The 25,359-nt window shown below is 57.6% G+C and carries 38 protein-coding genes and 2 pseudogenes; 16 read left to right on the top strand and 24 right to left on the bottom strand.

The window, feature by feature from the left end; genetic code table 11:
- The first annotated feature begins 46 nt into the window (after window positions 1-46).
- Window positions 47-256 carry an HNH endonuclease signature motif containing protein gene (locus ACSFC7_RS27010; protein ID WP_436348973.1) on the top strand — a complete coding sequence of 70 codons (210 nt, stop codon included), beginning with the start codon at window positions 47-49 and terminating at the stop codon, window positions 254-256.
- Window positions 257-542: 286 nt separating this feature from the next.
- Here the strand turns inward: ACSFC7_RS27010 and ACSFC7_RS27005 are convergent, their stop codons facing one another.
- Window positions 543-1,796, bottom strand: coding sequence for a Cdc6/Cdc18 family protein (locus tag ACSFC7_RS27005; RefSeq protein ID WP_436348889.1), 1,254 nt, complete (start codon window positions 1,794-1,796; stop codon window positions 543-545).
- Window positions 1,797-2,621: 825 nt separating this feature from the next.
- Here ACSFC7_RS27005 and ACSFC7_RS27000 point away from each other — a divergent pair.
- From ACSFC7_RS27000 to ACSFC7_RS26960, 9 genes are all read left to right on the top strand, one after another.
- Complete coding sequence (locus ACSFC7_RS27000; protein WP_436348887.1) at window positions 2,622-2,972, top strand: hypothetical protein; 351 nt, start codon at window positions 2,622-2,624, stop codon at window positions 2,970-2,972.
- A complete protein-coding gene (locus ACSFC7_RS26995; RefSeq protein WP_436348885.1) occupies window positions 2,965-3,363 on the top strand; it encodes a hypothetical protein in 399 nt (132 codons plus the stop codon). Before ACSFC7_RS27000 ends, ACSFC7_RS26995 begins: the two co-directional genes overlap by 8 nt.
- A complete protein-coding gene (locus tag ACSFC7_RS26990) occupies window positions 3,360-3,746 on the top strand; it encodes a hypothetical protein (protein WP_436348884.1) in 387 nt (128 codons plus the stop codon). Before ACSFC7_RS26995 ends, ACSFC7_RS26990 begins: the two co-directional genes overlap by 4 nt.
- Window positions 3,743-4,165 (top strand): hypothetical protein, encoded by a 423-nt coding sequence (locus tag ACSFC7_RS26985; protein ID WP_436348883.1) that lies wholly within the window; start codon window positions 3,743-3,745, stop codon window positions 4,163-4,165. Before ACSFC7_RS26990 ends, ACSFC7_RS26985 begins: the two co-directional genes overlap by 4 nt.
- Complete coding sequence (locus tag ACSFC7_RS26980) at window positions 4,162-4,587, top strand: hypothetical protein (protein WP_436348882.1); 426 nt, start codon at window positions 4,162-4,164, stop codon at window positions 4,585-4,587. Before ACSFC7_RS26985 ends, ACSFC7_RS26980 begins: the two co-directional genes overlap by 4 nt.
- A gap of 5 nt (window positions 4,588-4,592) precedes the next feature.
- Window positions 4,593-4,748 (top strand): hypothetical protein, encoded by a 156-nt coding sequence (locus tag ACSFC7_RS26975; protein ID WP_436348881.1) that lies wholly within the window; start codon window positions 4,593-4,595, stop codon window positions 4,746-4,748.
- The gene (locus tag ACSFC7_RS26970) at window positions 4,741-5,004 is read left to right on the top strand and encodes a hypothetical protein (RefSeq protein WP_436348880.1); all 264 of its coding nucleotides are present in this window, start codon (window positions 4,741-4,743) and stop codon (window positions 5,002-5,004) included. Before ACSFC7_RS26975 ends, ACSFC7_RS26970 begins: the two co-directional genes overlap by 8 nt.
- Window positions 5,004-5,609: a hypothetical protein gene (locus ACSFC7_RS26965; protein ID WP_436348879.1), complete on the top strand. Its 606-nt coding sequence runs from the start codon at window positions 5,004-5,006 to the stop codon at window positions 5,607-5,609. The genes ACSFC7_RS26970 and ACSFC7_RS26965 overlap by 1 nt, the downstream gene beginning before the upstream one ends.
- A gap of 826 nt (window positions 5,610-6,435) precedes the next feature.
- On the top strand, window positions 6,436-6,582 hold the full coding sequence (locus ACSFC7_RS26960) for a hypothetical protein (protein ID WP_436348878.1): 147 nt from the start codon (window positions 6,436-6,438) through the stop codon (window positions 6,580-6,582).
- 345 nt (window positions 6,583-6,927) lie between these two features.
- Here ACSFC7_RS26960 and ACSFC7_RS26955 read toward each other — a convergent pair whose 3' ends face one another.
- The 15 genes from ACSFC7_RS26955 to ACSFC7_RS26885 form a co-directional block, all read right to left on the bottom strand.
- Entirely contained in the window at window positions 6,928-7,185 is a 258-nt protein-coding gene (locus ACSFC7_RS26955) for a hypothetical protein (protein ID WP_436348876.1), read from the bottom strand.
- Window positions 7,178-7,609: a hypothetical protein gene (locus ACSFC7_RS26950; protein ID WP_436348875.1), complete on the bottom strand. Its 432-nt coding sequence runs from the start codon at window positions 7,607-7,609 to the stop codon at window positions 7,178-7,180. Before ACSFC7_RS26950 ends, ACSFC7_RS26955 begins: the two co-directional genes overlap by 8 nt.
- A complete protein-coding gene (locus ACSFC7_RS26945; protein WP_436348874.1) occupies window positions 7,606-8,367 on the bottom strand; it encodes a DUF6884 domain-containing protein in 762 nt (253 codons plus the stop codon). Before ACSFC7_RS26945 ends, ACSFC7_RS26950 begins: the two co-directional genes overlap by 4 nt.
- 2 nt (window positions 8,368-8,369) lie before the next feature.
- Window positions 8,370-9,179: a hypothetical protein gene (locus tag ACSFC7_RS26940; protein ID WP_436348873.1), complete on the bottom strand. Its 810-nt coding sequence runs from the start codon at window positions 9,177-9,179 to the stop codon at window positions 8,370-8,372.
- 455 nt (window positions 9,180-9,634) lie between these two features.
- Window positions 9,635-10,168 (bottom strand): hypothetical protein, encoded by a 534-nt coding sequence (locus ACSFC7_RS26935; RefSeq protein WP_436348872.1) that lies wholly within the window; start codon window positions 10,166-10,168, stop codon window positions 9,635-9,637.
- 244 nt (window positions 10,169-10,412) lie between these two features.
- Window positions 10,413-10,829 (bottom strand): hypothetical protein, encoded by a 417-nt coding sequence (locus ACSFC7_RS26930; RefSeq protein ID WP_436348871.1) that lies wholly within the window; start codon window positions 10,827-10,829, stop codon window positions 10,413-10,415.
- A 593-nt stretch (window positions 10,830-11,422) separates the two neighbouring features.
- On the bottom strand, window positions 11,423-12,376 hold the full coding sequence (locus tag ACSFC7_RS26925) for a hypothetical protein (protein WP_436348870.1): 954 nt from the start codon (window positions 12,374-12,376) through the stop codon (window positions 11,423-11,425).
- Complete coding sequence (locus ACSFC7_RS26920) at window positions 12,373-13,602, bottom strand: DNA cytosine methyltransferase (RefSeq protein WP_436348869.1); 1,230 nt, start codon at window positions 13,600-13,602, stop codon at window positions 12,373-12,375. Before ACSFC7_RS26920 ends, ACSFC7_RS26925 begins: the two co-directional genes overlap by 4 nt.
- Window positions 13,603-14,490, bottom strand: a complete 888-nt coding sequence (locus ACSFC7_RS26915) for an Eco57I restriction-modification methylase domain-containing protein (protein WP_436348868.1) — start codon at window positions 14,488-14,490, stop codon at window positions 13,603-13,605.
- Window positions 14,487-15,170: a hypothetical protein gene (locus ACSFC7_RS26910; RefSeq protein WP_436348866.1), complete on the bottom strand. Its 684-nt coding sequence runs from the start codon at window positions 15,168-15,170 to the stop codon at window positions 14,487-14,489. Before ACSFC7_RS26910 ends, ACSFC7_RS26915 begins: the two co-directional genes overlap by 4 nt.
- Window positions 15,167-15,535, bottom strand: coding sequence for a hypothetical protein (locus tag ACSFC7_RS26905; RefSeq protein ID WP_436348865.1), 369 nt, complete (start codon window positions 15,533-15,535; stop codon window positions 15,167-15,169). The genes ACSFC7_RS26910 and ACSFC7_RS26905 overlap by 4 nt, the downstream gene beginning before the upstream one ends.
- Window positions 15,532-16,248: a hypothetical protein gene (locus ACSFC7_RS26900; RefSeq protein WP_436348864.1), complete on the bottom strand. Its 717-nt coding sequence runs from the start codon at window positions 16,246-16,248 to the stop codon at window positions 15,532-15,534. Before ACSFC7_RS26900 ends, ACSFC7_RS26905 begins: the two co-directional genes overlap by 4 nt.
- Window positions 16,249-16,251: 3 nt before the next feature.
- Complete coding sequence (locus ACSFC7_RS26895; protein WP_436348863.1) at window positions 16,252-16,605, bottom strand: hypothetical protein; 354 nt, start codon at window positions 16,603-16,605, stop codon at window positions 16,252-16,254.
- A complete protein-coding gene (locus tag ACSFC7_RS26890; RefSeq protein WP_436348862.1) occupies window positions 16,602-17,030 on the bottom strand; it encodes a hypothetical protein in 429 nt (142 codons plus the stop codon). Before ACSFC7_RS26890 ends, ACSFC7_RS26895 begins: the two co-directional genes overlap by 4 nt.
- 232 nt (window positions 17,031-17,262) lie before the next feature.
- Window positions 17,263-17,583, bottom strand: a complete 321-nt coding sequence (locus ACSFC7_RS26885; RefSeq protein ID WP_436348861.1) for a hypothetical protein — start codon at window positions 17,581-17,583, stop codon at window positions 17,263-17,265.
- A gap of 104 nt (window positions 17,584-17,687) precedes the next feature.
- Between ACSFC7_RS26885 and ACSFC7_RS26880 the strand changes: the two genes are divergently transcribed.
- A complete protein-coding gene (locus ACSFC7_RS26880; protein ID WP_436348860.1) occupies window positions 17,688-18,098 on the top strand; it encodes a winged helix-turn-helix domain-containing protein in 411 nt (136 codons plus the stop codon).
- Window positions 18,091-18,492: a winged helix-turn-helix domain-containing protein gene (locus ACSFC7_RS26875; RefSeq protein WP_436348858.1), complete on the top strand. Its 402-nt coding sequence runs from the start codon at window positions 18,091-18,093 to the stop codon at window positions 18,490-18,492. The genes ACSFC7_RS26880 and ACSFC7_RS26875 overlap by 8 nt, the downstream gene beginning before the upstream one ends.
- A gap of 302 nt (window positions 18,493-18,794) precedes the next feature.
- On the opposite strand, the gene ACSFC7_RS26870 is transcribed toward ACSFC7_RS26875, so the two are convergent.
- Window positions 18,795-19,007 (bottom strand): hypothetical protein, encoded by a 213-nt coding sequence (locus ACSFC7_RS26870; protein ID WP_436348857.1) that lies wholly within the window; start codon window positions 19,005-19,007, stop codon window positions 18,795-18,797.
- Between ACSFC7_RS26870 and ACSFC7_RS26865 the strand changes: the two are divergent.
- Window positions 18,957-19,067, top strand: a pseudogene (locus tag ACSFC7_RS26865) (hypothetical protein); the annotation flags it as partial. The gene ACSFC7_RS26870 and the pseudogene ACSFC7_RS26865 sit on opposite strands and share 51 nt — an antisense overlap.
- Before the next feature lie 519 nt (window positions 19,068-19,586).
- Here the strand turns inward: ACSFC7_RS26865 and ACSFC7_RS26860 are convergent.
- Window positions 19,587-19,937 (bottom strand): DUF7344 domain-containing protein, encoded by a 351-nt coding sequence (locus ACSFC7_RS26860; protein ID WP_436348856.1) that lies wholly within the window; start codon window positions 19,935-19,937, stop codon window positions 19,587-19,589.
- Between the two features lie 107 nt (window positions 19,938-20,044).
- Window positions 20,045-20,701: a helix-turn-helix domain-containing protein gene (locus tag ACSFC7_RS26855; RefSeq protein WP_436348855.1), complete on the bottom strand. Its 657-nt coding sequence runs from the start codon at window positions 20,699-20,701 to the stop codon at window positions 20,045-20,047.
- Between the two features lie 198 nt (window positions 20,702-20,899).
- On the opposite strand from ACSFC7_RS26855, the gene ACSFC7_RS26850 reads away from it, so the two are divergent.
- From ACSFC7_RS26850 to ACSFC7_RS26840, 3 genes are all read left to right on the top strand, one after another.
- The gene (locus ACSFC7_RS26850) at window positions 20,900-21,541 is read left to right on the top strand and encodes a helix-turn-helix domain-containing protein (protein WP_436348854.1); all 642 of its coding nucleotides are present in this window, start codon (window positions 20,900-20,902) and stop codon (window positions 21,539-21,541) included.
- Window positions 21,542-21,636: 95 nt separating this feature from the next.
- The gene (locus ACSFC7_RS26845) at window positions 21,637-21,990 is read left to right on the top strand and encodes a HalOD1 output domain-containing protein (RefSeq protein WP_436348853.1); all 354 of its coding nucleotides are present in this window, start codon (window positions 21,637-21,639) and stop codon (window positions 21,988-21,990) included.
- Window positions 21,987-22,172, top strand: a complete 186-nt coding sequence (locus ACSFC7_RS26840; RefSeq protein WP_436348852.1) for a hypothetical protein — start codon at window positions 21,987-21,989, stop codon at window positions 22,170-22,172. The genes ACSFC7_RS26845 and ACSFC7_RS26840 overlap by 4 nt, the downstream gene beginning before the upstream one ends.
- Window positions 22,173-22,237: 65 nt before the next feature.
- Here the strand turns inward: ACSFC7_RS26840 and ACSFC7_RS26835 are convergent.
- The 5 genes and pseudogenes from ACSFC7_RS26835 to ACSFC7_RS26815 all read right to left on the bottom strand — a co-directional run.
- Window positions 22,238-22,477 (bottom strand): annotated as a pseudogene (locus ACSFC7_RS26835) (hypothetical protein); the annotation flags it as partial.
- A 345-nt stretch (window positions 22,478-22,822) separates the two neighbouring features.
- Window positions 22,823-23,092 carry a hypothetical protein gene (locus ACSFC7_RS26830; RefSeq protein WP_436348851.1) on the bottom strand — a complete coding sequence of 90 codons (270 nt, stop codon included), beginning with the start codon at window positions 23,090-23,092 and terminating at the stop codon, window positions 22,823-22,825.
- Window positions 23,093-23,521 (bottom strand): type IV pilin, encoded by a 429-nt coding sequence (locus ACSFC7_RS26825; protein ID WP_436348972.1) that lies wholly within the window; start codon window positions 23,519-23,521, stop codon window positions 23,093-23,095.
- A gap of 346 nt (window positions 23,522-23,867) precedes the next feature.
- Entirely contained in the window at window positions 23,868-24,275 is a 408-nt protein-coding gene (locus ACSFC7_RS26820) for a hypothetical protein (RefSeq protein WP_436348850.1), read from the bottom strand.
- Between the two features lie 2 nt (window positions 24,276-24,277).
- The gene (locus ACSFC7_RS26815) at window positions 24,278-25,138 is read right to left on the bottom strand and encodes a ParA family protein (protein WP_436348849.1); all 861 of its coding nucleotides are present in this window, start codon (window positions 25,136-25,138) and stop codon (window positions 24,278-24,280) included.
- Window positions 25,139-25,359 lie beyond the last annotated feature (221 nt).

Below are 25,359 nucleotides of genomic sequence, written 5' to 3'. Positions count from 1 at the left end.
AGGAGATCGGGATTCGTATCGAGGGCGTACTCGTGAACAGAATCGAATCATCGAACGAATTGCCGACGGCGGGCATCCACTCGAGGAGTCGAACCTCCAGACGCTCTGTGCGGACTGTCACGGTGAGAAGACGGCCGACGAGAACAGCGGCCCGCCTCGAGATCCAGTGCCGAACGTGACGCTCACTGACTATCTTGATCTCGAGTGTAACGGGACCGACCAGACACAGTCCACAGTCCCGCAATTCTGGCGTTGATCACTGGCCAGGCTCGAGACCCCGGGTGTCGAATGAAAATTCCGATGACCTATCACCCCGGGTGTCGAGTGAAATCGCCAGATACCGTGGGGAAGAGGCACTACGAGACAGCCTTACGAACATAGCACCCCAGGTGTCGAATGAAATTCGGATCGAGTGAAATCGAGAGGTGGACCCCAGGTGTCGAGTGATTTGCCGTGTCCACCCCAGGTGTCGAGTGTAATCACTTACTAAAATATCCCAACACAAATAGCGCCACCCCAGGTGTCGAGTGAATTTCTGCGTGTCAGTCCCTCTCAAGCTCTGAGAACCGAGTATCGTTGTGAATGACCGCTTGGACTACAGATGGATCCTCTAATAAGTAGTAATAGTTTGTCACGCCACTACTGTACCCACGCCCGACACGTTCAGTCCGGCCAAGAATATCAAGAAACACCTGTTCATCGAGTTTATCGCTCATGCGGCGTTGAGAGAGCGTTTCGATACCTAAAGCGCTATCCGAAGTGATATTCTTGTACATTTCGTAAATCTCTCGAGTCGCGAACTCTTCTCGATCACTGTGTTGATCGGCAAGCACAGACAGTGCATACACAGACGCTTTGATCTGGGTCGGCTGTCCCTCGAGCAATTGTGAAAAGCGGTCGATATTCGCTTTCTCGCGAGCATTACGCACGTGGTCTTCGGTTACCGTTTCGGCTCCATCATCCTTTGCGAGCTCACCAGCATTTCGAAGAATATCTAATGCCTTGCGTGCATCGCCGTGTTCCTGAGCAGCGAACGCAGCACTCAACGGAATCACATCGTCCGAGAGAACGCCCTCTTTGAATGCATCTTCTCGATTATACATGATTTCACGGAGTTGGTTGGCATCATACGGCGGGAACACAAACTCACGGTCCTGTAGACTACTCAAGATCCGCTCATCAAGAGACTCCTTGAACGAGATTTTGTTACTAATAGCGATGATTCCCACCTTACAGGAGTCTAGCTTGCCCGCTTCACCGGCCCGAGAGAGTTGCATGAGAATATCGTTATTCTGCAGTTTGTCGATCTCGTCGAGAATGATAATCGCAACATCATAGAGCTGGTCGAGAATCGACCAAAATCGCTCGTAATAGACATCGGTTGAGAGTCCTGTCACTGGAATACTAACGCCTGTTTCCTCCGGTTCATTCAATGCTCGAGCTAAATTGATCACAACACGGGTTTCTGTTTTGGTCTGCGTACAGTCGATATAGGCCCTTCCCATCTCTGTCCCGTTATCAATCGAATACTCCTGAGCACTCTGAGTGACGTGCTTCGCGACGAGCGATTTACCAGTTCCAGTCTTCCCATAGATGAGCGTATTTCGAGGTGATTGACCTTTCACAGCAGGATGAATGCTCGAGGCGACATTCTCGATCTCACCATCCCGACCAATAATACGATCCTCAGTTGGAACGAGATCGATATCAAGAAGCTCCTTTCGGTCAAATACAGGATCTTCCGATCCCCAGAAATCGTTCAGAGACCCGCTTTCACGATCAGGGTCGTTTCCCATAGACATCATGAATGGAGGTGTTCATATAAAGACTAGTGGTCAGCAGCTACCAGCCGTCGTATGTAGACGCAAGGGATGGGTGACTTTGAGCCCTCTGTTGGGCAAATTCGTAGGAAACACAACCCCAAGCGTCGAATGAAATTGAACGATCAGTCTTGAGAGGACGAACTCAGAGACCCCAAGTGTCGAGTGAAATTTCGCCAAAGAAAATAGCGGCGAAAGAACAGCGACCCACACCCCGAGTGTCGAGTGTAGATGGGCGAAAAGATGTAGCAGAATCCCTCTAGGTCCTGTTTAGAAACGACGATTCAAGACAAGTGATTGTTTTAGCGGAAACAAAAGAGGAAATGATCCTCTCTCTCTTATCAGCTATCGGCCCACTGCGGGTATGGTTTCGGTCTACTATAGATAAATCTTTCTCTTATAAGTTCTATTCTTACTCTCTTCACAATCACTCGGTACCACCGTTTATCTGAGATCGGCCCACATCTAACCCCTCTCCATCCTTTTTAGCCATCTACACTCGACACTTGGGGTGTGGGAGTCCAATTGAAATAGGTCAAGAAAACGACCTGAAAGTGGATCACGGTGTGCTAAGCTTTTGGAACCTCTTGCCTAGTCCCTATCTTCGGAATCTACCGGGTAATAGCCATCTCTCCAATAGTTGGCGTCCCGTATCTTTATAGTCAAATCCTGTGACTATCGTGATAGACGGTCACAATCCGTCGCTCGCACGATGCGAAACAGCACACACCCCTTTGACAGCGGCGTAGCGACTACTGACTACTACTCTCGTTCGGCGGCAACTCTCGAGGCGATCGTTCGATGACGACCATCGACGCGATCACGCTGATCGACCGCGACGACGGCACCCGATCGATGAAGCTCGGTCGTCACGACGGCGACACCTATCTCGAGGAGCAAGCGATCAAAACCGAATCAGCCGAGATCGTCGAACTCGAGGACCCAGTCTCGAAAGCAACTATCCTCGCGAACTGGGCTACATCGGACTTTCCCGAACGCGTTCGCGAGTTCTTCGACGTCGACAAGGATGGAACCGAGTCTGAGGACGACGGAGACGGCGATCAGGACTTCGTCGACTGCGTGCTCTGTGACGAATCCAGTTCAACGGAGACCGAACACAACCAGCACATGGAGGCGGTTCACAATGTCTGAAGCCGAGTCCAAGCAGGGCGCACTCCCTGGACTCGAGCCCGGCGAACCCGAGCAGTGGATCATCACGGCCATCGACGCCGGTCTCGAGTACCACATCCTCGTCGAAGCGATGTCGCGCATGGAGGCCCGCAAGACGTTCGAATCCGAGTTCGAAATGTACGAACTGGGCGTCGAGGACGACGAGTTCGACTGGAACCACGAAACAATCTTCGCTCAGTCGCAGGACAACGCCGAATCAATCGTCCTCGAGCGCGACCGCGACTACATGCGCGTTTACGACTGGTCGTGTTTCGGCAACACTGCCGACGTCAAGTCTGTCGATCGGGCCGACGATGTCGACGGCTGGAAGAAACGCCGAGCAACAAGCGACGCCGAGGTGGTCGGCCGATGAGCGACTCCGATTCGGAACGCAAACTCGGGACGCCTGGACTCGGCACGCCGGATACGATCAACGCGGTCGTCATCGTCGACGGAGAGTCCGGACAAGCGTTCGAGTACAGGGGTCCGTACTCGTTCCGACGGGACGGCGGCTGTTGGGAGACGGACATCCCGATCGGCCTGTACGAACGCGGCGGCATCGACAACGCGACTGCAGACCGTCTCGGTGAGCGAGTCGGGGATGTCGCTCTCGCGTACGCTGACTCGAACGTTCACTCGTCGGGTGTCATCGAAGCGGCCGACGTGATCGACGGGAAGCTCACGATCCGCGTTGACGATCCGGCTCACCTATCATCCGACGATGTAGACGTCGATCCCTCCGAGGTGGACCGATGAGCACCGATCAGGAACAGACCACCACGAGTCTGACCTTCCCGAGTGACGCTATCGAGACGGCGCTCGACGAGCTGCCGCCGGGGACGATCACCGACGCCGCTGAATCGTACGCTCGAGAGTGCGGAACGATTCTCGATGGACACTACTACAGTTCCGGGCGCTCCCCATCGGGACTCGCGGCGGCGACGATCTATCTGTCATCGCTGGTTGCGAACCAGCCTGCTCACCGCGGGTCGTCACGGACACTCTCTCAAGACGAGGCCGCCAATTACTGCGGCGTGTCACCGGTCACGGTGCGGCAACACTATCGGAAGATTCTGGATCTCCACGAGGAATCGCCCGATGTCAATCTCCACGGAAAATCGGACGAACGCGAGTCGACTCCGAACGCAGCCCCAACGAACGGTGATCTCCCGTGAGCACCCACCAGACACGTGCGCACCCCCACACCCGATCGGAGACGATGCCCGCCCATGCACCGGTCTACGCGACACTCCGAAGCCGACTCGAGAGCAACGGCGTTTCGATCGACATACTCGACGAGGTCGCGGCCGATCCCTACGTCCGAATCGAGGTGAGCGATACAGCGGCACCGCGGGGGGTTTCGATCCTGACGGCGGCGATCGTCCTGCGGTCGTTCCCCGAACTCTGCACGGACACCGGCCAGATCCAACTCGTCGACGACGGCACTCGCGTCGGTTACGCGTACGTCTCGCTGGACTGGATCCGCGCCCATCACGACGGTGAGATCACGAACGAGGAGTACGCGAAACGCGTCCTCGAGACGTGGCAGTCCTTCGAGAACACGATTCATGGAGGTGACCTGCCGTGCTCGAGGTAGCGGTAGTGCCAGCGACCGCAGACGCAGGTGCGGTCGCAGACTACGCGCTCCTCACCGTAGTCGGAGTGTTCCTCTTTGCAGCGGCGCTCGGACGACTCGCAACTCGAGCTCCCGAACAGGACTACGATCACGACCACGAGCGAGGGCAGTCCGATGGGTGAGGACAGTCGTGACGATCCGTTCCGAAATCCAGCCCACGGTCCAGCACGACTGCCGGGTGCACTCGAGGCCGAACGCGTCGACTTCCGCGTCACGTACGAAGAGCAGTGTGCTCAGAACCGGTCGCACTACCACTTCAAAACCCGCGCTCGGAACACGCCCCTTGAGGACCTGATCACCAGCCAGCCGATCGAGGATAGCTGCCCGCGGTGTGACGGCCCGATTGTCGGCCTTCCGAACCGGACGGTGATCGAGTGATGGGCGCGGTGCGTAGCTTTGGTCTCAAGACCGCGACCGTGGTCCTGGTTGGAAGCTTGGCGCTCGTCACGTACATACAGAAGCTACTCGGACTCGAGAAGGCCCCCGAGACTGTGGCTGATTCGATCACCGACGGCGATGTGATCGAGGAGTTCGAGGCAGACGACTCGTCGACACTGGAGATCGAATATCAAGATGGGGTGTCGACAACACTCGAGTGTACCGACGGCGGCTTAGTGATCACGGAGACCGAGGCCCCGAGTCGCCCGCTCCCGAACATCGAAATCCGACGCCCGACCGCCGATCGCGGCGCCGACGACGTTCGCGAGCACCTGGACAGCAAACGCTGTATCTTCTGTAAGGTGCCGGTCGGCGACGACGAAGAGTTCGTCCAGACGGACAAGTTCGGAATGCTGGTCACGAGACCGATCTGCAAGGGTCACTCGGAGCATCCCGAAAACTGGCTTCGAGCGCGGCGAGAGTACCGAGAGGAGATGGGTTACTGTCCGTCTTGCGGTGATGTGACGCGACAAGACGCGTACAGTAAGGAATGTGGGACGTGCGATCCGGTCGAACTCGAGACGCGAAACGATCGGCGGCTGTAAGTTAGCACTATGTGCTAACGAACGCCCCACCCACTCCTTACTGCGGATCCGTATCACCACATTCGGGACAGTACTCGTACCACCGCTCGGGATCGTGGCTTCGGTGAGTACATCGGTCGGGGTTCTCTTCTAATTCGGCCAGATTCAGATCCGGATCCGGATGGTTGCCGAACAAGATATCCGTCCGGCTACTATTACGAGTTCCAAATCTCGTCAGTAGGTGGACTGGGCAGTAGCGACACGCTCGGAGCTCGACCGTTGGCGTCGTACGATTGCCAGATTGGACTCGTTCTGAAAACACCCATTCGTGGAATCCTTTCGGCCCACGACAGCGTTCGATTTCAGGACGGCCAGCGGCGGCCTTTTCGGCGGGCGCAACCGGATACCGCTGCGATAAAATCTGCCCATCGTTCGGAAATCCACCCCCTCTGACGAGTGCCTTCCGGAGTAGTTTCGGTCGGAAGTACGATGGGACTCCCGACCCGATCCCGTACTCGTAGCTTCCTGTTTCCTCATCGTATCGGCGTCGAACCTCACACACCTTATCAACACAAATTTCGTACTCAGGTGCGTCCTCAAGTACGCATTCTGGAACTGTCTTCCAATTGTGGTCTCCTTTGGAGGTGAAACACTGGCAATCGACGAACCGCCACGGGTCGTACTCCCGGACGCTAAATCCGGCTCCGGTTTCTGATTGGAACGCTCGATCAATAACAGCGTAGTCTAACGCATCCGAGTCGAAGTCCGCAGTCGAGAGCCAGACCACAGAGTATCCGGCTTTGAGAAAATCATAGTTCGTCGCAGTAGTGTTTTTCTGGTGATTTCTGTGCTGGACTTCGACGACAATCCCGCGACCGAAAAATGGGTTAGGGGATTCGAACTCGAGGAGCGCGTCTGCTCGTCGGTGGTCGTGACCAAGGTAGCTCTTCTCGAGTGGGATCCGAACCTCGATCCCGCAGGTCGTCCGCTGTGAGTTGAACTGATCAGCGAGGGCGTCTGCGGCAAGGGCAACACACCGGGCATGCGTATCGGACTCACCAGTCGAAGCGGTGGAACAGCTAGCACCCGCAGCCGAATTTGCGTGGTAGAAGTGCCGGGCTTCGCCCCTCCGCCTGCGAGTGTACATGTCATTGCCGCATTCAGGACACTCGACAGCCTCGTGATCTGGCACTGCGGTCGGCGCGACGATCTCCCCGTTGCGGATGGCCCGGAAGGGCATTGGATATCCTGAAAATGACGCTTCAACCGTATTAAAATAGCGCAGCGTGGGTAGTTCAGACGGTGCTATGCTGCGGAAAAGATGAGTAGCCGGTCGGATTCAGCCATCTGATTCGACCATAGAACCGTTCTCTTCGTCAAACTCCGACAGTACCTCAGCCGTTGACTTGCACTCACCGTTCTCGGTTGTCGAGTCGATCCACTCGGTAGATCCGTTCGAATAGTGAATCTGGATATCGTACTCACAGCCCTCGTTGTCCACCGATCCGGCGAATGCCACAGTTCCGAGAGCCATGGCCCCGACCAGCAACAGGAGCAATACCACTCCGAAGCTTCCGACCAGTTGTCGGTTAGTCATCGGAATCACACTCGAGGGGATAGGTGGCAATCGGGTGGATGTACACCGTTTGTTCGGCGATCACGGCCCGGATCTGTCGCTCGGCTTTCTCGCCACGGTAGAGCTCACCTGCCGATCGGGTTGCGTACACGAACTCGTCACCGTCGTGCCGGAAGTACCAGTGGACCTCGTACTCACCGTCTTGCATTCGACTGCGTTCAGAGGCGCTTGCGTACACGATGTCTGCCAGCACTTCGAGGGCTTCGACCCACTCGTCGACGGTCAACTCCGGCGAATCCATCATGAAGAGACAGTCCGTCGCGAGCGTACTGCGGAGTTCGCTAACTGCTGGATGGTCGAACTCCTCGAGCGTGTCGAGAAGGTCGTCGAAGAGTTCTTTGGACCCAGACTGCTGGACTGCCGTCTCGCTGTGGTTGTCGGTCACCGAACCACCTCGTTCCAATCCACGTCGTACTCGCCGTGAACAGCGTCCTGCAACACGGCCAGCCGATCGAGCCACTCCCGATCGTCGCCGTCGGGCGTCGTCGGCAGCGTGTACGTACTCCGTGGGACGCCCATTTCCTCGAGTAGCGCGTCGAAATCCACATCGCCGTCGTCGGCGTCGGCTACTGGGTCTGGAATCCACTCTGGAACGGCAACCGAGACGATCTCCTCGATCTGTGCCGGATGATAGACGTTTTCGGGCCAATTGTTCTCGTCGTTACACCAGGACATCCCTTCGCCGACGCCACCGACGTCGTCGCAGGTCTGCCACGGCGTCAGAATATCGGCGTCGATCGATTCGAAGTGCGCCTCGAGCGGGTTCACGTAGTCTTCGCCTGCGATAATCACCACGGCGTCGTAGCCGTCGCGATCGACGATCCGCTGTAGATCATCGGCCACGTCGTCGGCCCACTCTCGAACCGCTTCGTCGCTCATCTTCGAAAGCGTCTGGTCGTAGTACGGAAGTTCCTCATCGTGGTGAACGAGTCCGAACTTCGCCGATGCGATATAGTAGCCGTGCGAGTGGCGTCCGTACCGATCCTTGCAGGTGTGTACACTCGAGTTGTACAGCTCCCGCGCCGGTACGGTCTCGCCGTCCTCGAGAGTCTGCTTGCTCGAGCCACAGGAGACGACCGTCAGCACTTTCGGGTCTGGTTCCTCGAGCGTGTCGCCCTCGAGTGTGGTCTGTTCAGTCGCCATCCTCAGACCTCGCTGTCTTCCTGCTCGACGACAAACCCGATCAGGTCGCCGTCTCGGACGACCCACCGCATCGGGACCGACTCGCCACGCTCGAGGGCCGCGTCCCCACCGAGACCGGCGGCAATCTCGCCGGCTGCAATCCGGGGCTGGCTGTTCGACGGGCCGGCGAAGACGACCGACCGGCCGGTTTTGTCCTCCTCACGCGTCGCGTCCGTGGGTGAGAGAACAAGCACGACCCGTCCCTCTAGGCAGTGAAACGACGGGTCGACGCGTGTCTTCCCGCCGCGTTCGATACCGATCTCGCGAACAGCTGGCATCGGGAGCATGGCAATCGTGTTTTCGACATCCTCGCCGACCCGCTGGATCGTCGACCGGCGGCTCTCGCTCGCGGCCAGCTCCCACAACTCCACCTCGAGTGTGGATTCCCAGCCGTCGATCGGCGCGGTGACCGTCACCGTCCCCTCGTCGTCGGTCGTGATTGATCCATCTCCCCATGCGGCGTGACAATCGATGATCCCCCATGCGTGGGCCAGAAAGATCGGGAACTCGATAAGCACCTGTCCGGTCACACTGGACACGTTCGGTTTTGTGGTCGCCGGCCCGTCTGGAACACCAGGACCAAAGCGCACCGTCAACACCGGTCTTTCATCAGCCCCGCCACAGCCGATTCGGACTTCGGTTTTCTGGTTATCGGACTCGAGGTCGTGGAAGCCCGTCTCTTCGACGGTCGCTTTCGGTAGTGTCGTGCGAATCCGATCGTTCGTCTGTTCGGAAATCTTCGTACTCATCTCTTGTTTGAGTGCTATTGACATCGTCGTGGTCACCTAGTGCTTTCGCGAGTGGTGCTTCTCCCCCCGCTCTGAAAAGTATTACTATCATCAACGCATTTTTCAGAGCTACAAGGGCATCAGCTCTGTACTCGAGTCGATCTAGATCGTCGAAAAGCGGTGGGTGTGTCAGCGAACTGCGACCAAGGTGTGTCCGCCGATCGTCTGGTGGGTGCGAACCGATCGGCGGTGTCAGTTAGTGACCGTGATTGCGGGCACGTTACCCCCCTAGGGTGTTGTGCTGTGATCTTCCAGTTGGCCCCGATACCACCGTGGGCCAGCTAAGACGATCCACTCACTCATAAAGAATCTATCGTCCTCCAACCGTTTTGGCCGATAGTTAGCTTTCAGAAATCGGATTTGAAATTGAAATGTCGGGTTTGATAAGTACTCGTGCGTACTGACCGCTACGAATCCCTCAGATAAGAAGAATTAATAACCTATGTGTTCATCATCGGTAGCGGCCTGTCATGAATAATGTCTGAAGCGATATTCGCTAGAAGAGACATCCACAGTACACAGAAGATGAGTCCAAGGATTACTGCCCAGTGAAACCGTATTGCAAGAGGTGCAAGCACCACCAGAGGAATACCGATTGGAGCGAGCAATACATACAGTGGCTCTGCAAGCCAAGAAGGACCTACTCCACCCATTTCGAAGATCGTCCAGAGGAAGGAAACAGCTATGAAGCAAGAGAACACTTCAAGAGCTGTCTTATCTGGTTGAAACACCCGTTGACGGTATGTTAACTCGTGTACAGTATCCGCATTGCTCTGACGCCTGAGAAATACAAAGATTGTGGCGAAGAGAGTTGAACCTAAAACTGCCACTCCGATGGACACAGCAACCAGTTCTGTGGTCGGCTCAGTATGTGGAGGTAATTGTTCCGTCATCACGTTACGATTAATATACCAGACTGCTGGAAAGAGAATCATGAAAAACGGGATGATCATCCTGTGAATGTATTTCTTCATATCCTATTATTTATATGGTTACAGATGAATTTTTCCACTAATGAGTCCAATGATGGAGACCCTTGGGATGGTCTTGTTTATTTTGGTAGCAGGAATACTTCTTTTTCTCCCGTCCTTAGCTATGCGTTGGTGGCAGTCACAAAGACAAGATGGATGCCATCCAAAAGAACGGTAAATCCACTAGAAGTAATTACTCTTCCTTCAACAGATGGGTGTCAAATTCGTGGCCAATAATCTACGAGCTTTATTGGCGTAATATGGCCACCACGACCGCAAGTGTGAAGCCTACTATCGCCATCAGGAAGCTCGGCATAGTCAATAGAAGAGCAAAGGGTCCCAGCGGCGAATCACCACCACCGAAGCTCCCCACGTCAAGTGCTGCGCCGACGGCAACTATGAGGTAGAACACAACACCCGGAGCAACCCCACTTCCAGCGGCTGCAGGAAATCCGAGCCTATACCAGCCACAGATCCCGCCAGCAAGTCCCGGAAGCACGCCGAAGGCAATAGCAAAAGCACTCGTGCCAACCAGCCCAGATACACCCCTCTCCAGAAGACCGAATGGAACGAGGATGGCCGCAGTTGTGATCCCGACGGCGACAACAGTCACGACTGCACGCTGAGGATGTTCGCCGTGCAGGTATTGTCGGATCGTGGCCACAGTCTCCGCCTGAATCCCGCAAAGAAATATACTTTCGGCCGGCTGATGGTGCGGTCTTGTCTTAACACACAGACATCTCCATGCGGGTATCAATACCACTGGGGCGATGAATCTGGTCTGTCTTCAACCTGACCACGGTCGTGACTCTCCGATGGGGAATCCCAGCAACCAGTTAATGCCGATGAGCGTCGCTGTGATAATTAGTAAAAGGTGTATCGTCCCCTGCTTTTGCAACAGCTCGCTCCGGTCAAGTTCGCTATCCATCCTGTAAATCACTAGTAGTGGCCCTTGCATCATGCACCTCGCTCCTACGCGGTCGCTCGCGGTGAGCAAACTTCTTCGACTGTATGGAGCGATTGGATTCCCCCTGACAATGGGTGTCTTTTCGTACTACATTCGCGCTGTGTATCTTGCACCGTGCTACGAACGACATCTGTAACTGGTAGAAACTCTGGCGTTCGATAAGCATTCTTCAGCGGCCAGCTATTTATCACGATAATATATTTGAAGAATAGAACCTAAATAGAGCCTATATAATCTATACTTGCTGTGTCTTTCACACCTACCTCTGAATAAAGAAACCGTGCCGCTATCTACACGTCATGTTCACCGTAGCACTCACTGGAGCACTGGTGGCCGCCACAGCGTCCATCGGGAAACATCTGGTACTGTCCAACCGTCCCGGCGACGTCGTCGATCGTCCACTGCTTGCGCTCGGGGATTGGGATCTCGAGGGCGGGACAGTGACCCAGCACCCACCAGACGTACTCGAGCGGAATCGCGCTCCGAACACCTTGTTTCCCCCATTCCGATGGAACGCCTTTCGCGTCGGCCAACTCCTGAATTGACTGATCGTTTCGCGTGTCGACGGTCACCGTAGCGTTGCCCGGAACGTAGGCATCGGGGACATCGAAGGTCGTCTCGAAATGGCGCTCGAGGTCGTAGGGCTTCCCGAAGGCGAGCCCGTTTACGCGACAGTTAGTGTGGAGATCACCGACTCGAGTTGCACCAGGAACGTTTTCGATCACGAAATTCGGAGCTATCTCGAGGAGGAACTCTCGGAACGCGTCGGTGATCCGCGGGTTTGCCTCGAGTGCTGCTTCCTTGGACCCGTAGTGGGTTGCACTGAGCGACGAGTAGGCCGTACAGGGGAACGAGACCCAGACGACATCGGCGGTCAGTCCGCGTAGCGTCGGCAGGGCGTCGGGTCGATCAACCCGACCACTGTCGATCAGCATCGACTCGTAGGCCGGCCCGGTCGACACGTCGATCGATTCAGCGAGTTCCTCGAGCGACGGCCGCTCGTCGTCACAGAGGAGATCCTGTTGGGCAAACCGGCCGGGATACGTCTCGCTGTAGTCCTCGATATCGAAGCCGGCGAACATTCGTGCCTCGAGCCACTCCGAGAGGGCGAGCCCGACGCCACCGCGTCCCGAAAAGAGATCGACGACCTGGAGTCGCCACTTCGAGGTCCACTCTTGGGGAACTGCGTTCCGATCGATCTGGGGCGTCTCGCGCAGAGCGTCCGGTCGGCGGATGACGCTCATGCCGCCACCTCAACGGGAGCGCCGGTCTCGAGTACCTGCTCACGCAGGTGCGACGCGACGTGAGCGGCCAGCAGCGGCGGGACGGCGTTCGAAGCCTGTCGATACTGTTCGTGCTTGTTCCCGGCGAAGGCATACCAATCCGGGAACGTTTGGATCCGGGCGACCTCGCGGACGGTCAGTCGACGGGTATTCTCGAGTGCGCCGTCTGGGTTCTCCGGCGATCGGCCAGCGTAATTCACCGGAGGGGTACCCTCAGATACAGTCATCGTCGGCGCAGGTTCGTCGGGATGCAACCGCCGATCGGTCGTCGACGTGCCACAGAATCCGAGCGACCACTCGGCGAATCCGGCCCGAGTCTCGCGGCCGTGATCGATTTCGACGTGATTCAGCGGCATCCATACCTCCTCGCCGTCACGTTCAATGAACTCGCTCACCAAGTGCGGATCGACGCGGTGGCGATCCAACGGGTCGTCACGGTAGGCGACCAGTTCGTCGATCGTCGCGTGTACGGGATCGTCCGCGGGCGATTGGGACTCGAGCGGGCGAGGCAGTGGCCCGTCTCCGCCCTCTTCGAACGCCTCCCGCGCCGTAGTGTATCCCTCGAGTGCACGGCCTGTCCCGAACTCGACCAGTCGGCGCTGTCCGTCACGATGGGTCGCAGGCGGCGTCCAGGTGTCGGGCGTCGGCAGGCCGTCGCGAACACCGACGATGAACACGCGCTTTCGGCGCTGGGGGACGCCGTAGTCGGCGGCGTTCAACTCGAGGGTCCGAACCTCGTAGCCGGGACCGGCGTCTGCAAGCGCGTCGACGAGCGCCGAATGCAACGGCCCGTGGAGTTCGGTCATCCCGACCACGTTCTCGATAAGCACGAGCTGTGGTTCGCAGGCGTCGGCCCACTCAGCCATCGCGAAGGCGTGCTCGTTTCGCGGGTCGTCGGGGTCAATCTCCCCGCCGGCCGAACTCCATCCCTGACAGGAGGGGCCGCCTGCGAGCATCGAGAGATCGTCCGGCACTTTCGAGGGATCAACGTCGGTCGCGTCGCCGTACTGTGCGAGATCGTTCCCTTGGCAGTGCTGGACGTGATAGCTGTAGCGTTCGGGGGCGCGGATCTCCCACGCAGCGCGGACGTGAAAGCCCGCGAGGAAGAGCCCGAAGGTCATCCCGCCACAGCCGGCGTACATATCGACAGCGGTGGGGGCGTCGTCGGGACCGGTCCACTGGGGCATCTACACCTCACCCCCGCTTGCGAACTGCTCGAGTCCGGACTGTCGCCCACCGTCGTCGCGGTTCTTTCGGTCTCGATGATTCTCGTGTTTGACGATCCGTTCGGTGATCGTATGCTCGTCGTAGTAGCGCTCGACGGCGGCATCGATGTCGTCGATGCCGATCCCCTCGAGAATATCGCGAACGTCCCACTCACGCAACGCCTCGAGCCACAACGAATGGCCGGGTGCGTGCTGTTCTTTCTTGACGCTGATCAGCACGGTCTCGACGGTCGCGTCGAACGTCTCCGGGGGCAGATACCAGATCGGCTCGACGAACTGCGAGCGGATTTCCCACCGGAGTGATTCGAACATCGGCGCACAAAGCGCGGAGATCGGGAAGAAAAACGTGAGCCAGCCGCCCGGTTTCAGCACACGGAGGGCCTGCTCGAAAAACGGGACGAACAGATCGAACTGGTCGACCGCCGTTCGAAACTGCTCGCGGTACTGGTCGCGTGTCTCGCTCTCGAGAGCCCGATACCGAACGAACGGCGGATTCGAGAGCACCCAGTCGAACTGCCCGTCTGGTGGGTCGAGCAAGAAGTCGGCGTGGTGGACATCTATTTCGGCGTTCGGATGTGAGGCGTGGAACTCCTCGAGACGCTTCGGGTCGGTCTCGACGCCGACACACTCGGGGGCTGGGTAGTCGAACGACCGACAGGGCGACCAGCCCTCACCAGACGTACAGTACCGCTGGACGGCGTCGAAAAGCCGACCGGTCCCGAGTCCGGGCAACAGGATCCGACCGCGACGATCACCGTCGAAGTGTCCCGGCCGGTCGACCGCGAACGTACTCGCAGCAGCGAGATCGGCGACCGGTTCGGGCGTCGGCACGTAGCCGTTCTCGGTCATGCCGACCACTCCGTGACTGTCGCTTGCTTGCTCCTCAACTCTCCCGGCTGCGGGTCCGGAGAATCGGTTTCCTCCGTCGCCTCCTCGAGTCGCTCGAGATAGTGCCAATAGCCGTTCTGGAAGATCGTCGTCGTATCACAACTGTTGAACCCGGTCTCGTACGCCCACACGAGTCCATTGACGCCACCAGGATTGCCGACGTGCGCTCGCAGATCACGGTCGCGGGCTTCGGCGACGATCTGGTCACCGTGAGCGCGAAGCCACCGCTTCGATCCGCCGACGAACACGCCTTGACAGCCTTCGATAGCGTCGAACTGCTCGACGATCGGGACGCCGGGCTGGAGAACCCAGTAGCGCATGATCTCCCCCGACCGCAGGGGTAACGGTCGGTCGTACAGCCACTCCCGATGCTTGTCGATCGTCGCCGCGGCGTCACCGGGGACATCGGGCAACACGACGAAATCGGGTTCGGTCGGCATCTCGGTCAACGCCTCCTCGAGCGTACTGACCCAAACGTCGCCGTCGAAGTGGCCGCCGAATGCGCCGTTGTCGAGAAAGTAGTGATCGTCGTGGGGCGTCATCTTCTGGGGCGTCCAGCCGTATCCGTGTGAGTGTGAGGGGGCGTGTTCGCGGGCTTTCCGAAGGTTATCCGGGGATGCTCCGGTGTAGTAGAGCCTCACGCCGACCACCGTCCGAGTGCAACCTGATTGCCGTCGGCGTCTCGATCGGCGTTCGAAAGGTGCCGTTCGCGGTTGTGCTCGCGGACTGTCTCATAAACCGTCTCGAGTCGGTCGCAGAACCGATCGATAAAGGTCACGTCCTCGTTGAACGCCTCGGGTCCGTGATGGTCGAACGGGTCGGACAGTGGCATTCGGGCGTCAGTCAGCGCCCAGCCGACGTTCTCCGGCGGGAGGATCACGACCGGCTGGCCGTGATCCGAGCACACCCAGTAGGATCGACTACCGGGTTCAGTCCCGTACACGGCTAGCGGAGAGTCACACCGCGGGCAACAGCCCGGTTCGTGGTCGCCGTCGGTGTCTGTCACGCCGACCACCGTCCGATATCAGCTTGCCCTGCCGCGTCGATCTCCCCACCGTCGCCGAAGTGCTTGCGAGCGAACTGCCGGGCCATCGTCAACGCGACCTCGAGTCCACACTCGTCGGGCGTCTCGAGGATGGGCTTGATATCAGGATGTTTTGTCTTCGGCCCGTGCGCTTCGGTCCAGGGCGCGAGTGCGACGGTCGCGTTCCCGCTTCCGTTCCACTGGTGGACGTACAGATACGGCGCGGTCTCGCGGGTCAACGCTTCGGGACCCTCGCCACGCACATCAATCTCGACGCCCGTCTCGGCGTCGTCGCGTCGGTAGTACACGATGGACTCCCGATTCTCGAGATAGTACGTCTCGAGTGAGTAGCCCGCGGGCGCGTCGAAGACGGGCTCGCACACATCGGGGTGGGACCACGCCGCCGGATCGGTCTGTTCCATCCACGCCCGCGCAGCGCCGAGCGCCCCGACCAGCGCGTCGTCTCGGTCGGCCCGATCGTACTCGACGCGCTCGAGGTCCACGTTCGACGCGAACCCGGAGACGCGGTCGTCGATCACACGGACCGAAACTGAACTGAGGGTGTCGAACACGCCGACCGAACACTCGTAATCGCTCGAGCGCCAGACGTGCCCGTTCGACGTGTCTTCGGTGTCGTACAGCCACCCGTTGACGGCGTCGGGCAGCTCGTAGCCGTCGGGGAGTGAGGGGACCATCGATCACGCCCCCGCGTGAACGCGCTGGCTGTCTCGGACGCGCGTACTCTCCTCGCTTGGGACCACGGCGTCGGCTGGGCCGTCCGTGGCCTCGAGCGTCCGTGCGTGCAACTCTTCACGATAGGTCGCGCCGGTCCACCGCTCGACTCGGAGCCCGTCGCCGTCGCGCTCAGCGATCAGGTAGCGTTGGTCCTGGTCGCTCGAGTCCACGCCGACGAGACCGGGCCGACCGAAGAAACTCCCGAGAACGTCGACGATCGTCAACTCCAGATCTAGCGCCGGGATATCGACGCGGTCGTAGCGGTCGACGCGCTCGAGGTCGATCACGGACGCGTTCGCGTTCGTATTGGCGTTCATGGGTCCACCTCGAGTTTGATCTCGGTCCAACTGCCCGGCGTCATCAAATACAGCGTCTCGCCGACGGCCGCCACGTCGCCGATCTCGAGGCTCCGCGTCTCGGCGTCGATGAAAGCCGGACTCTCCTTGCCACTCCCGCGGTTCCAGCGGGGCCACAGCGCCGAGACGACGCGCAGGAGATCGGGATTTCGTTTGGCCGGGATCTCGTCGGAACCGGCGTGGTCGTACAGTCGGTTGAACTCAGCAAACGAGAGCGTCGACTGCTCGTTGTATCGGATGTCGTGTCGGAGCTGTTCGGCGTCGGCCGCTCGCTGTTCTTCGCGACGGTTGCCGCGGTAGCTCTGGAAGACATCAACCGTCAGCGTCTGGCTGTACTGTGCATCCGCACCGTCGTGGTCACCGTTGCGACCGGTTTCCCGGTTCATACTCTCCACTCTATTTTCCACCCACTTAGATCTTACTATTGAATACGCATATCAAAAACCAGCAGGTCACCGGAAACGTGGTGTGTCGTTGAGACTATTGAACCCGAAATCGATCACAGAAATGACCGCAATCGCCTTTTCGTTCGCGTTCGAAACCCCTCTTGCCGGGGTTAATTCACCCGGTGTACCAGCACCGGGGACTCGGCACGTGTTCCCGTGGGATGGAGGCCTCCTAACCTTTCAAGTCCCACGGGACCCCGTCAACGCCGACGTGCTGGCGTATCTTCGCAGCCACCCATGAGGCGGACTGTTGCTCGAGATACACGCTCTGTTTGACGACGTGGTATTGCAGCGGATAGCTGTCATCAGTCGCCATCTCTCGAATCAACTCCTTGGCTCTGCCACGGTCGTGGCTAGCTATGCCGAACGACGCGGCCGCGTCGATCGACACCCCTCGGGGCTGGTAGAATCCCTCTCGGTGGAGTTTAGCGAGGACGGTGGCGCGAATTTCACTGTCCCGGTCATTTTCAGACATCTTGATTTTCACCTCCACACACCACTATTGAGAACGCATATACATAAGTCTGTGTGTTTGAAAGTATAGTACCGGACTTTGTGACCAATAGTATTTTGTATGACCTGTCCGTAGAGGAATGTATGCCAGAACAAGAGCCCGAATCGGAGGGTGAGACCGTCGAACAGGGCGAACGGATCGATAACCATCCGATCGTCGAACTGTTAGGCAACCGAACGCGAGTGAAAATTTTCGCGACGCTGCAGGACGCCTCGAGTCCGCTGAACCCGCACGATATCACCGAGAACGCGGATATTAGCCGGAACGCGTGGTACGATAACTACGGCGTACTCGAGGAGTACGGCGTGATCAAGCAGGCCGGACGCCACGGCAACTCGCCGCTGTACGTGCTGGGCGACGTCGAGACCGATGACCAAGACGAGACAGACGATGCGGGCAACCCCGAACTGGTCGCCGCACTTCGGAAGGCATCCGATCTCGCGGGCGCACAGCGGCGCGAAAACCGAGATACTGAGGACGGGTCCAATGAGTGACGAACCAGATCCAGACGCTGAGCGCCGAGAGATCGAACCCAACAGCGAGCTGGTCGCCGACTCGGTCGACGACATTATCGCCGCGAATGCGTTCGTCGAACTCTTAGGAAACTCCTCGCGAGCGAAGATTCTCGCAGTACTCGCTGGCACGCAGACGCCGGTCAATCCATCGGCGATCGCCGATGCCGCGGATATCTCTCGAGATACGTTCTACCGGCACTTCGAGACGTTCGAAGAGTACGGCGTCGTCGAGCAAGTTGGCGAAGCCGCCAACGCACCGCTGTATTCGACGACCGAGACGGATCTCGCGCGAGCACTCGAGATGGTCGCCGATCACGCCGGGGAGCGAAAGCGGATCCGCGAGGGCGTTCGGGACGGGATGGATCATGAGTGATTCTGGTGCATCGTCGGACGTTATTTACCAGGAAGTTTCCCCCGGTGTCAGGTGGAAAAGGCCGTTCTGTTGGCTTCTCGGCCATGAATTGCAACACCCAGAAGGTGTCAAATTATGCACTCGGTGTGACCTATGCACGGCTACTGAACAGTCGGGTGATGAACGTGCCGAGTGAAAATACCGACCCAGCGGACACCACTCAAGTCCGACTGGATGGTACTGTCCCATCGACTCGAGTCAGCCACTGTCGCAAAGACGAGACAGACGTCTATATCGGCAGAGCCGACGGCGGCGATGGTCACCTACTGAATACGCCGATCGGCGAGCGCGGGTGGCTCGGTAATCCGTATCCAAAAGACGATCACGGTCGCGCGGAGTGCATCGAACTGTTCCGTGAGGACTTCGAGGACTGACTCGAGGACGACCAGGAGTTTCGCGCGGCCGTCCGGGAGCTCAAGGGAGATCGTCTCGGTTGTTGGTGCCAGCGTCTCGACGACGACTCGCCGGCTTGTCACGGGGAAGTAATCGCAAGGGCTACCGATCGACTAGCAACTGAAACTGAGAAAGAGAAGTGATTTTGCGGTCGTCGCTGCTGATCGGCTCTGTTGAAACTACATCTTTCAGATGTATTTTAGAGTGAAACGCACGCTCACTACACGTGCTTATTGATCGCTGAGATTCCTACCAATCAGCGTATCTCTTCGAGGAGTCGTGATGAATCGTCACCGAGCAGAACATCGAATCGCTACTTCTCGAATTGGTGGTCGAGATCCTCGATACAGCCCGTGTCGAGGCGCTTTGTGGCGAAAAACACGCCCACGACAACGGTGACCAGCGCTTCCAACGAGAATTCATCCGGACAGAACACTCGTCTATGAAGAAACGCTACCGTCGCCCGTTGCTATCGCTTGAAACACTGATTCCCCACACCGACACCCATCTTTCCGCCCAATAACGTGGATCGAACTGTCAGGAAGCATCCACGCTGAGTAGACCGCACCACACTCACAGCACCTCGCAGCCACTTTCGTTCGGTCATCTACCTTCGACACGAGCACGCACCTGTGAGAGGGTCTTGACACTGCGCCACTTGTTCAGCACGGCACATACGTATCAATCAGCGCCAGTGATTGTTGGTCCAGTTCATCGGTACCGTTTCGGACCTGATTCGTTTCGGTATCGTGGACGATCATGCCGCAGTCTTCCAGCTGTGGGAGATGAATATGGTGAAGTGCAGTGTGAACGCGTTGTCGATGGTCGTCGTCCGTCGGTTCTCCATCTCGAACGCGTTCGGCAACCTGGTCCACGAGTGCGCTAACCTCCATCGTCTCCCCCTCGGTCTGGTTCAGTGATCGAAGGACAGCCCGTCGGTGTTCGTTGGCGACTGCCGAGAGAGCCACATCGAGAGGGATCGATTTCCTACTCTCGAGGGTACTGGTCGTCATGTGGTTTCTCCGGAGGCAAATCGTTCCACTCTCGGATTACGGTGCATACTCACTACGTAACGTGCAAGCGCTGTGAACCTTTGGCATGGTGCACAAGGGGACACGGTTCACGTCCCTGACTCGACGGGAATGAGTGTGTACGTGACGAGCGCTATGATAGCACGACGGAGTCGTTCCGTCACGGCCTGATCGGAAATCCCGAGTTCGTCTGCAAGATCCTTGGTCGTACAGCCTCTCGGGATATCGTAGTACCCCTTCTGGACGGCGAGACGAATCGCTTCGCGCTGGGGCTCGCTCAAGCCGTACCACGGACCGTCGTCCGGTTCCGTTGGATTATACACACGAGTCGTCTCGACCGAGACCTGTGCATCCTCACAGTGCGTCGTGAACTCGCTGAGGGCGCTGTGGCTGGAAAACCGCAACTCGAAGTCCCACGCGTCGGGAGTTCCGACGGCGCTCAATAGCTGCCCTTCGCTCTCACTGATTCCGCGGAAGACGTGGTCCTGGTTCGCATCCCAATCGAGCGTGAAGAGTGTTCGGTTGTCGAACACGTCCACCGCCGATGCACTGGTGACAGCCGGGTGGCGTTGGACGATTTCGAGAAACGACTGTCGTGTCGAGTTGTGGATCCAGAAAAGCGGAACGGTGTTATCACCAATCGGGACGAGGTTTTCGAGCTCGATAGACGTTACCCCCTCGACGCGGAGAATCCGTCCGAGTTCGAAGTCAATGGATGGAATGCGAACTTCAGCAATGACGCTCATTACTCACTCTTGCTACCATGGTTGATCCTGCCCGTACAAAACGGAGCGGCTTGGTACACCATGCCTGCGCAAAATTGACGCCGATTCCCGCCCTCTATTCCTCACCAGGCCCGCCATCCACTACGTGTGGGCCAATCGTAATCGGCCCTTGGTACACCATCCACGTCGGTTATCCGCCTTCGTGACGAATCAGTCGATATGGCCACCGTGATGGAGTTCACGATGCCGGCAGCCGAGTTCCCGCTGGGAACGGTCTTCGAAAACTTGCCGGAGGTGACGGTCACGATGGAGCGACTCCTCCCACAAGAGTCACTGATAGTCCCGTACTTCTGGGTCCGTGGCGGGCAACCCGAGGATATCGAAGCCGATTTCGAAGCTCACCCTGGCGTGAACAGCATCGATCTCATCGATAGCGTCGAGGACGAGTATCTCATGCGTGCAGAGTGGGATCAGGAGTACGCTGGCATCCTGAACGCCCTCGCCGAGGACAACATCGTCGTTCTCTCGACGATTGGGACAAAAGACGGGTGGGACTTCGAGGTTCGGGGTGAGAGTCACGAGGAGATCAGCGAATTTCGCACCACCACTCAGGAGTACGACATCACGATAGAGATTACCGCCGTGCACGCAATGATTCCGATACAGGGAGACGGCTACGAGTTGACTGACACCCAGCGAGAGGCACTGGTATTGGCCTACGAACGCGGCTACTTCGATTCCCCACGCGAGGCGTCGCTCGAAGACGTTGCCGAGGAGCTCGGAATTACCCAGCAGTCGCTTTCATCTCGACTCAGACGCGGGCACCGACGGCTCATTGGCGGGACGCTCATCACTTCGTAAGTTCGACCGAAAAGCTCGACGGGAGTATTTATACCTCCTGTATAATCAGTGCCTCTGTTCAACCGATTTAGGCCGCTATACTGATGTGAATCAATATGACAGCCAGCGTAGCCAGTACCGAGTTGGAGTCGGTCGAGTATCATCGCGAGTCAGAATCGTATCGAGCCCAGTACGATCGAGATGAGACCTCCGCAAGCATGGCCGTCGTCGCGGCGCTGTCGGACGTGATGGACAGCGATCCGACCGAACTGGAACCGCTCCACGCGTCCATAGACACCGGCGCGCTCAATGAGGTCGTCTCCCTTCAGGACGCGACGAACGGAGATATCTCGGTCACTTTTACCGTCGCGGAGTACGCGATAACCGTCTACAGCTACGGTGTGGTCGCAATCGATCCACCAGGACACAATCGAATCGACGACCTGAACGAGGGAGCCCCGCACACATGACTACCGAAGAGACGGCGCTTACGTCCAGAGAAGAGTTAAACACCGAACTGAAAGCGCTCCTTCGTCGGGCGTACACCAACGGGGTCGACGTCGAAGGTGGGTGGAACTGTCGGAACGGTGCCGACCATCCGGACTGGGACGTGATCGTCACCGAAGTACGAAAGAACGAGGGGTCAGAGTAACTGTGTACCGGAGCAACCCCAAGACGGTTCGGAGTTGTTCCGGAAATGACTGACAGCTGACCGTCTCACTCCCCCAGATCGCTCCCACGTTCGGTCTCCTGAAGGATGAACGGTCCCATCGCCAGCGTCTGCTTCGCGACGGTCGCGATCCGAAGTACGTACGCGATGAAGACGACGAACGGAGAAATGCCGACGACGAACCCCGCGCTCGTGAGCCAGACGAGATTGTCGACACCGAGCACCGTTCCGGGAAGCGTGGTCGCGTCGACGTACATAATCATCACTGCCATCGTGGTTAGTTGAGGTTATCAGAGGCAAACTCTAGACGGCTTTGGGACGGGACCAAGTTGTTATAGGAACCCGATATAAAACCGTCGAAACATTATCAAATCAATATTTGGGCGTGGTCGTCACTAATTTGCCGTAGAATCCTTGTATCTCGAACGGCTTTCTTGACAGATAACGTGTGCTTCCGCAGTTGAATCGGTACATGAGTTTCCTATACTTACCGCAGAGGGTGCCAAACCTATCATATTATAAGGGTTCCAACAGAGCCGCTAATTCCTAGTCCTCGACGATCACCTCGAGTCGCCCGCTCGGAAACCGATACCGAGTCATTTTGTCGTCGAGCGTTCCTTCGTCGTAGGCCATCAGCACGTCCCAGTGAACCAGTCGTCGCCGAAGACACGCCGGACATCGCTTTCGTAGACCGCTTCGACGACTGGGTCGTCGGCCCACTCGCGCTTGTTCTTGCGACACTGTGCGACCGTACACTGGGTCTCGAGCAGATAGTACTCGGTCGCGACGGCCTCGGTCTGCTCGAGGACGATCACACGCTCGTCTTGGACGCTATCGCGAACGATATCCCCGGCTTCGAACTGATCCGTCGCGGTCTCTGTCTCTATCTCGGCGTCGACCATTCAGACCACCGCCTCCGCGAGCGTTTCTTCGTTATAGGAAGTCGCCCACTCGATGCGAACGGTCGCGTTCTCGCCGCGCAATCCTGCGGTCACCGAGTCGCCGTCGGTGATCGTCTGCCCGTCGAACTGCGCTTTCGTGTTTGTGAGATCGCCGTGAATCTCGAGCGTGCGAGCGTTGATCGACTCACCTCCAGCGTGCGTGACGAGGACGTCGCCGCCGATGCGTTCGATATCGAACGACGTGTCGGGAGCCTCTTCGTCCCACGGCTGCAGGTCCTCTGCTTGCGATTGGTGGTCTTGGACTGCCTCGAGCGCGTACACTGCGACGACAGCGCTCAGGATGATCGTCAGTCCGACGAGCAATACGACTCCGATAATGGGCGATGCGGCCCGTGCTGTACTCTTTGATTTTGAATTGCGTCCCGTCATGGTCACCTTGGGCCAGGTTTCCCCGGCCACACGCACTCATTCTGGCTGGACTGCCTTAGTTGTTACTATTGAATAAGCATATGTAGGGAAAGACGGGGCGTGCGACCAACAAACTGTTCGTCAGACCACTCTCTGGACACTGGCTGTGCCTGATACTATATCCATATCTGGTATTTGGATACTGTATCCAGATACAACATTCGCGTACAGGATGCAAATCAGTGATTAGTGATTTGTTGCTCGAGGATTGGTCCGGCTACGCTCCACGCCGATCAACAAGATGGTTCGTTAGGAGCGTGTATTTGTATACTGTATCCAGATACAAGATCCAGATACAAAATGCGGATTAGAACTCGTCAGTTTGGGACTCGAGGAACTGCTTCCGCCCCTCTTTCCCCGCTTCGATGAGCGATTCGTCGACTTCGCTAAGGCCGATCCGTACGAGCAATCGGAGTACTGCCGCTCGATTAGAGCCATCTACATCGTCTCGATCGAGGACCGCCGCCGCGTCGGATCCAACCGCTGCAAGCTGGTCCGATTCCTCAAGTCCGGCGAACAGTGCTGCCAAATTCTCGTCGCGGAGCGTGAGATTTGACGCGAGCTCTCCGTCGTCGATCGTCCGGTAGGCATCCGCCACAGCGTCCTCGAGTTGTGGCGTATCGTCATCCTGTCCGACTGCCGGTTCGGTATCTTTCCGCGACTGTTCTTTCGCTTCCTGCAACAGTTCTTCTGCTTTCGCTTCGTCATCAGCCATTGTTAGCGAGCCTCGAGTCGGTCGAGTAAGTCAGCAGTTAGTTCTCGGTACGCTTCGCGAGCGCGCCGTCCAGTCTTATACAGTTCGTCATCGTCGTAGGCAAACAGCGTTTTCCCTTCCTTCTGACCGTCCCCAATATTAGCAGAGTCCGCGATCGGCGGCCCAGAAATTTCTGGGTAGCTTGATTCGATCTCGTCGACGAACTCGCTCGAAAGGTTCGTCGTCCCATTGATCATCGTCGCGAACACAAGCCGAAGATTCGGTTCGGCATTGTGGTCTTCGTCGTCCTGGATCTCCTTGAGCTCTACTTGTAGATTCTCGAGTTGGTTTCGTTCGAACTCACCGGGCTTCAGCGGTGCAATAACGTTATCCGCAGCGAATAGCCCGTTGATCGTGATATTGTCGTCCTTGCCCGGCAAGTCGAGTAACACGAGATCGTAGCGCGGGGCGATCTCCGAGGAGATGAACGACTCGAGTCGATCATACCGATCCTCCGTTGGGACGTTCGCGAGGTTGTTGTCCGCTCCCCCGAGTCCAGGGTCGGCTGGTATGAGATCGGGTCCTTCGTCAGTCTCGAAAACCATCCGGTCGACGATGTTGTCGATGTTCGATCGGATAAATTCCCAGTTCTCTCCGAAAATCGCTGAGACCGGTGCATCGGGATCGATGTTGCCCTCTTCGTCGGACGGGAGATCGACGCCGAACTGTGTCGCGAGGTCATTTTGTGTGCCGGCGAGGTCCATCGTGAGCACGTTCAGATCGTGCTCGAGTGCCGCGTTCGCGGCGAAATGACCGGTGCTGGTTGTCTTACCGATTCCGCCTTTCGGCGTGTAGAACGCTGCTCGCTTGATCGTATCTGTCATCGGCTACCACCGATTCTGTTTCTCATATACAGATACTGGATACAGATACCAGATACATATAGGTTATCCACACAAACATCCGCGGGATAACGTTGGTCTACCCTCGAGCGTTTAAGTTAGCACAAAGTGCTAACCACGTTGGGTTTCGGATTCGGCCAGCGAATACGAAATACAGATACTAGATACGCATGATAGGCTGACGTAGTGCTGGCCGCTCCAAA

It is taken from the genome of Natronorubrum halobium (assembly GCF_051351675.1).
Lineage (GTDB): Archaea > Halobacteriota > Halobacteria > Halobacteriales > Natrialbaceae > Natronorubrum.
The sequence above is the reverse complement of the archived record's forward strand: the minus strand, read 5'-3'. Positions and strand labels throughout refer to the sequence as shown.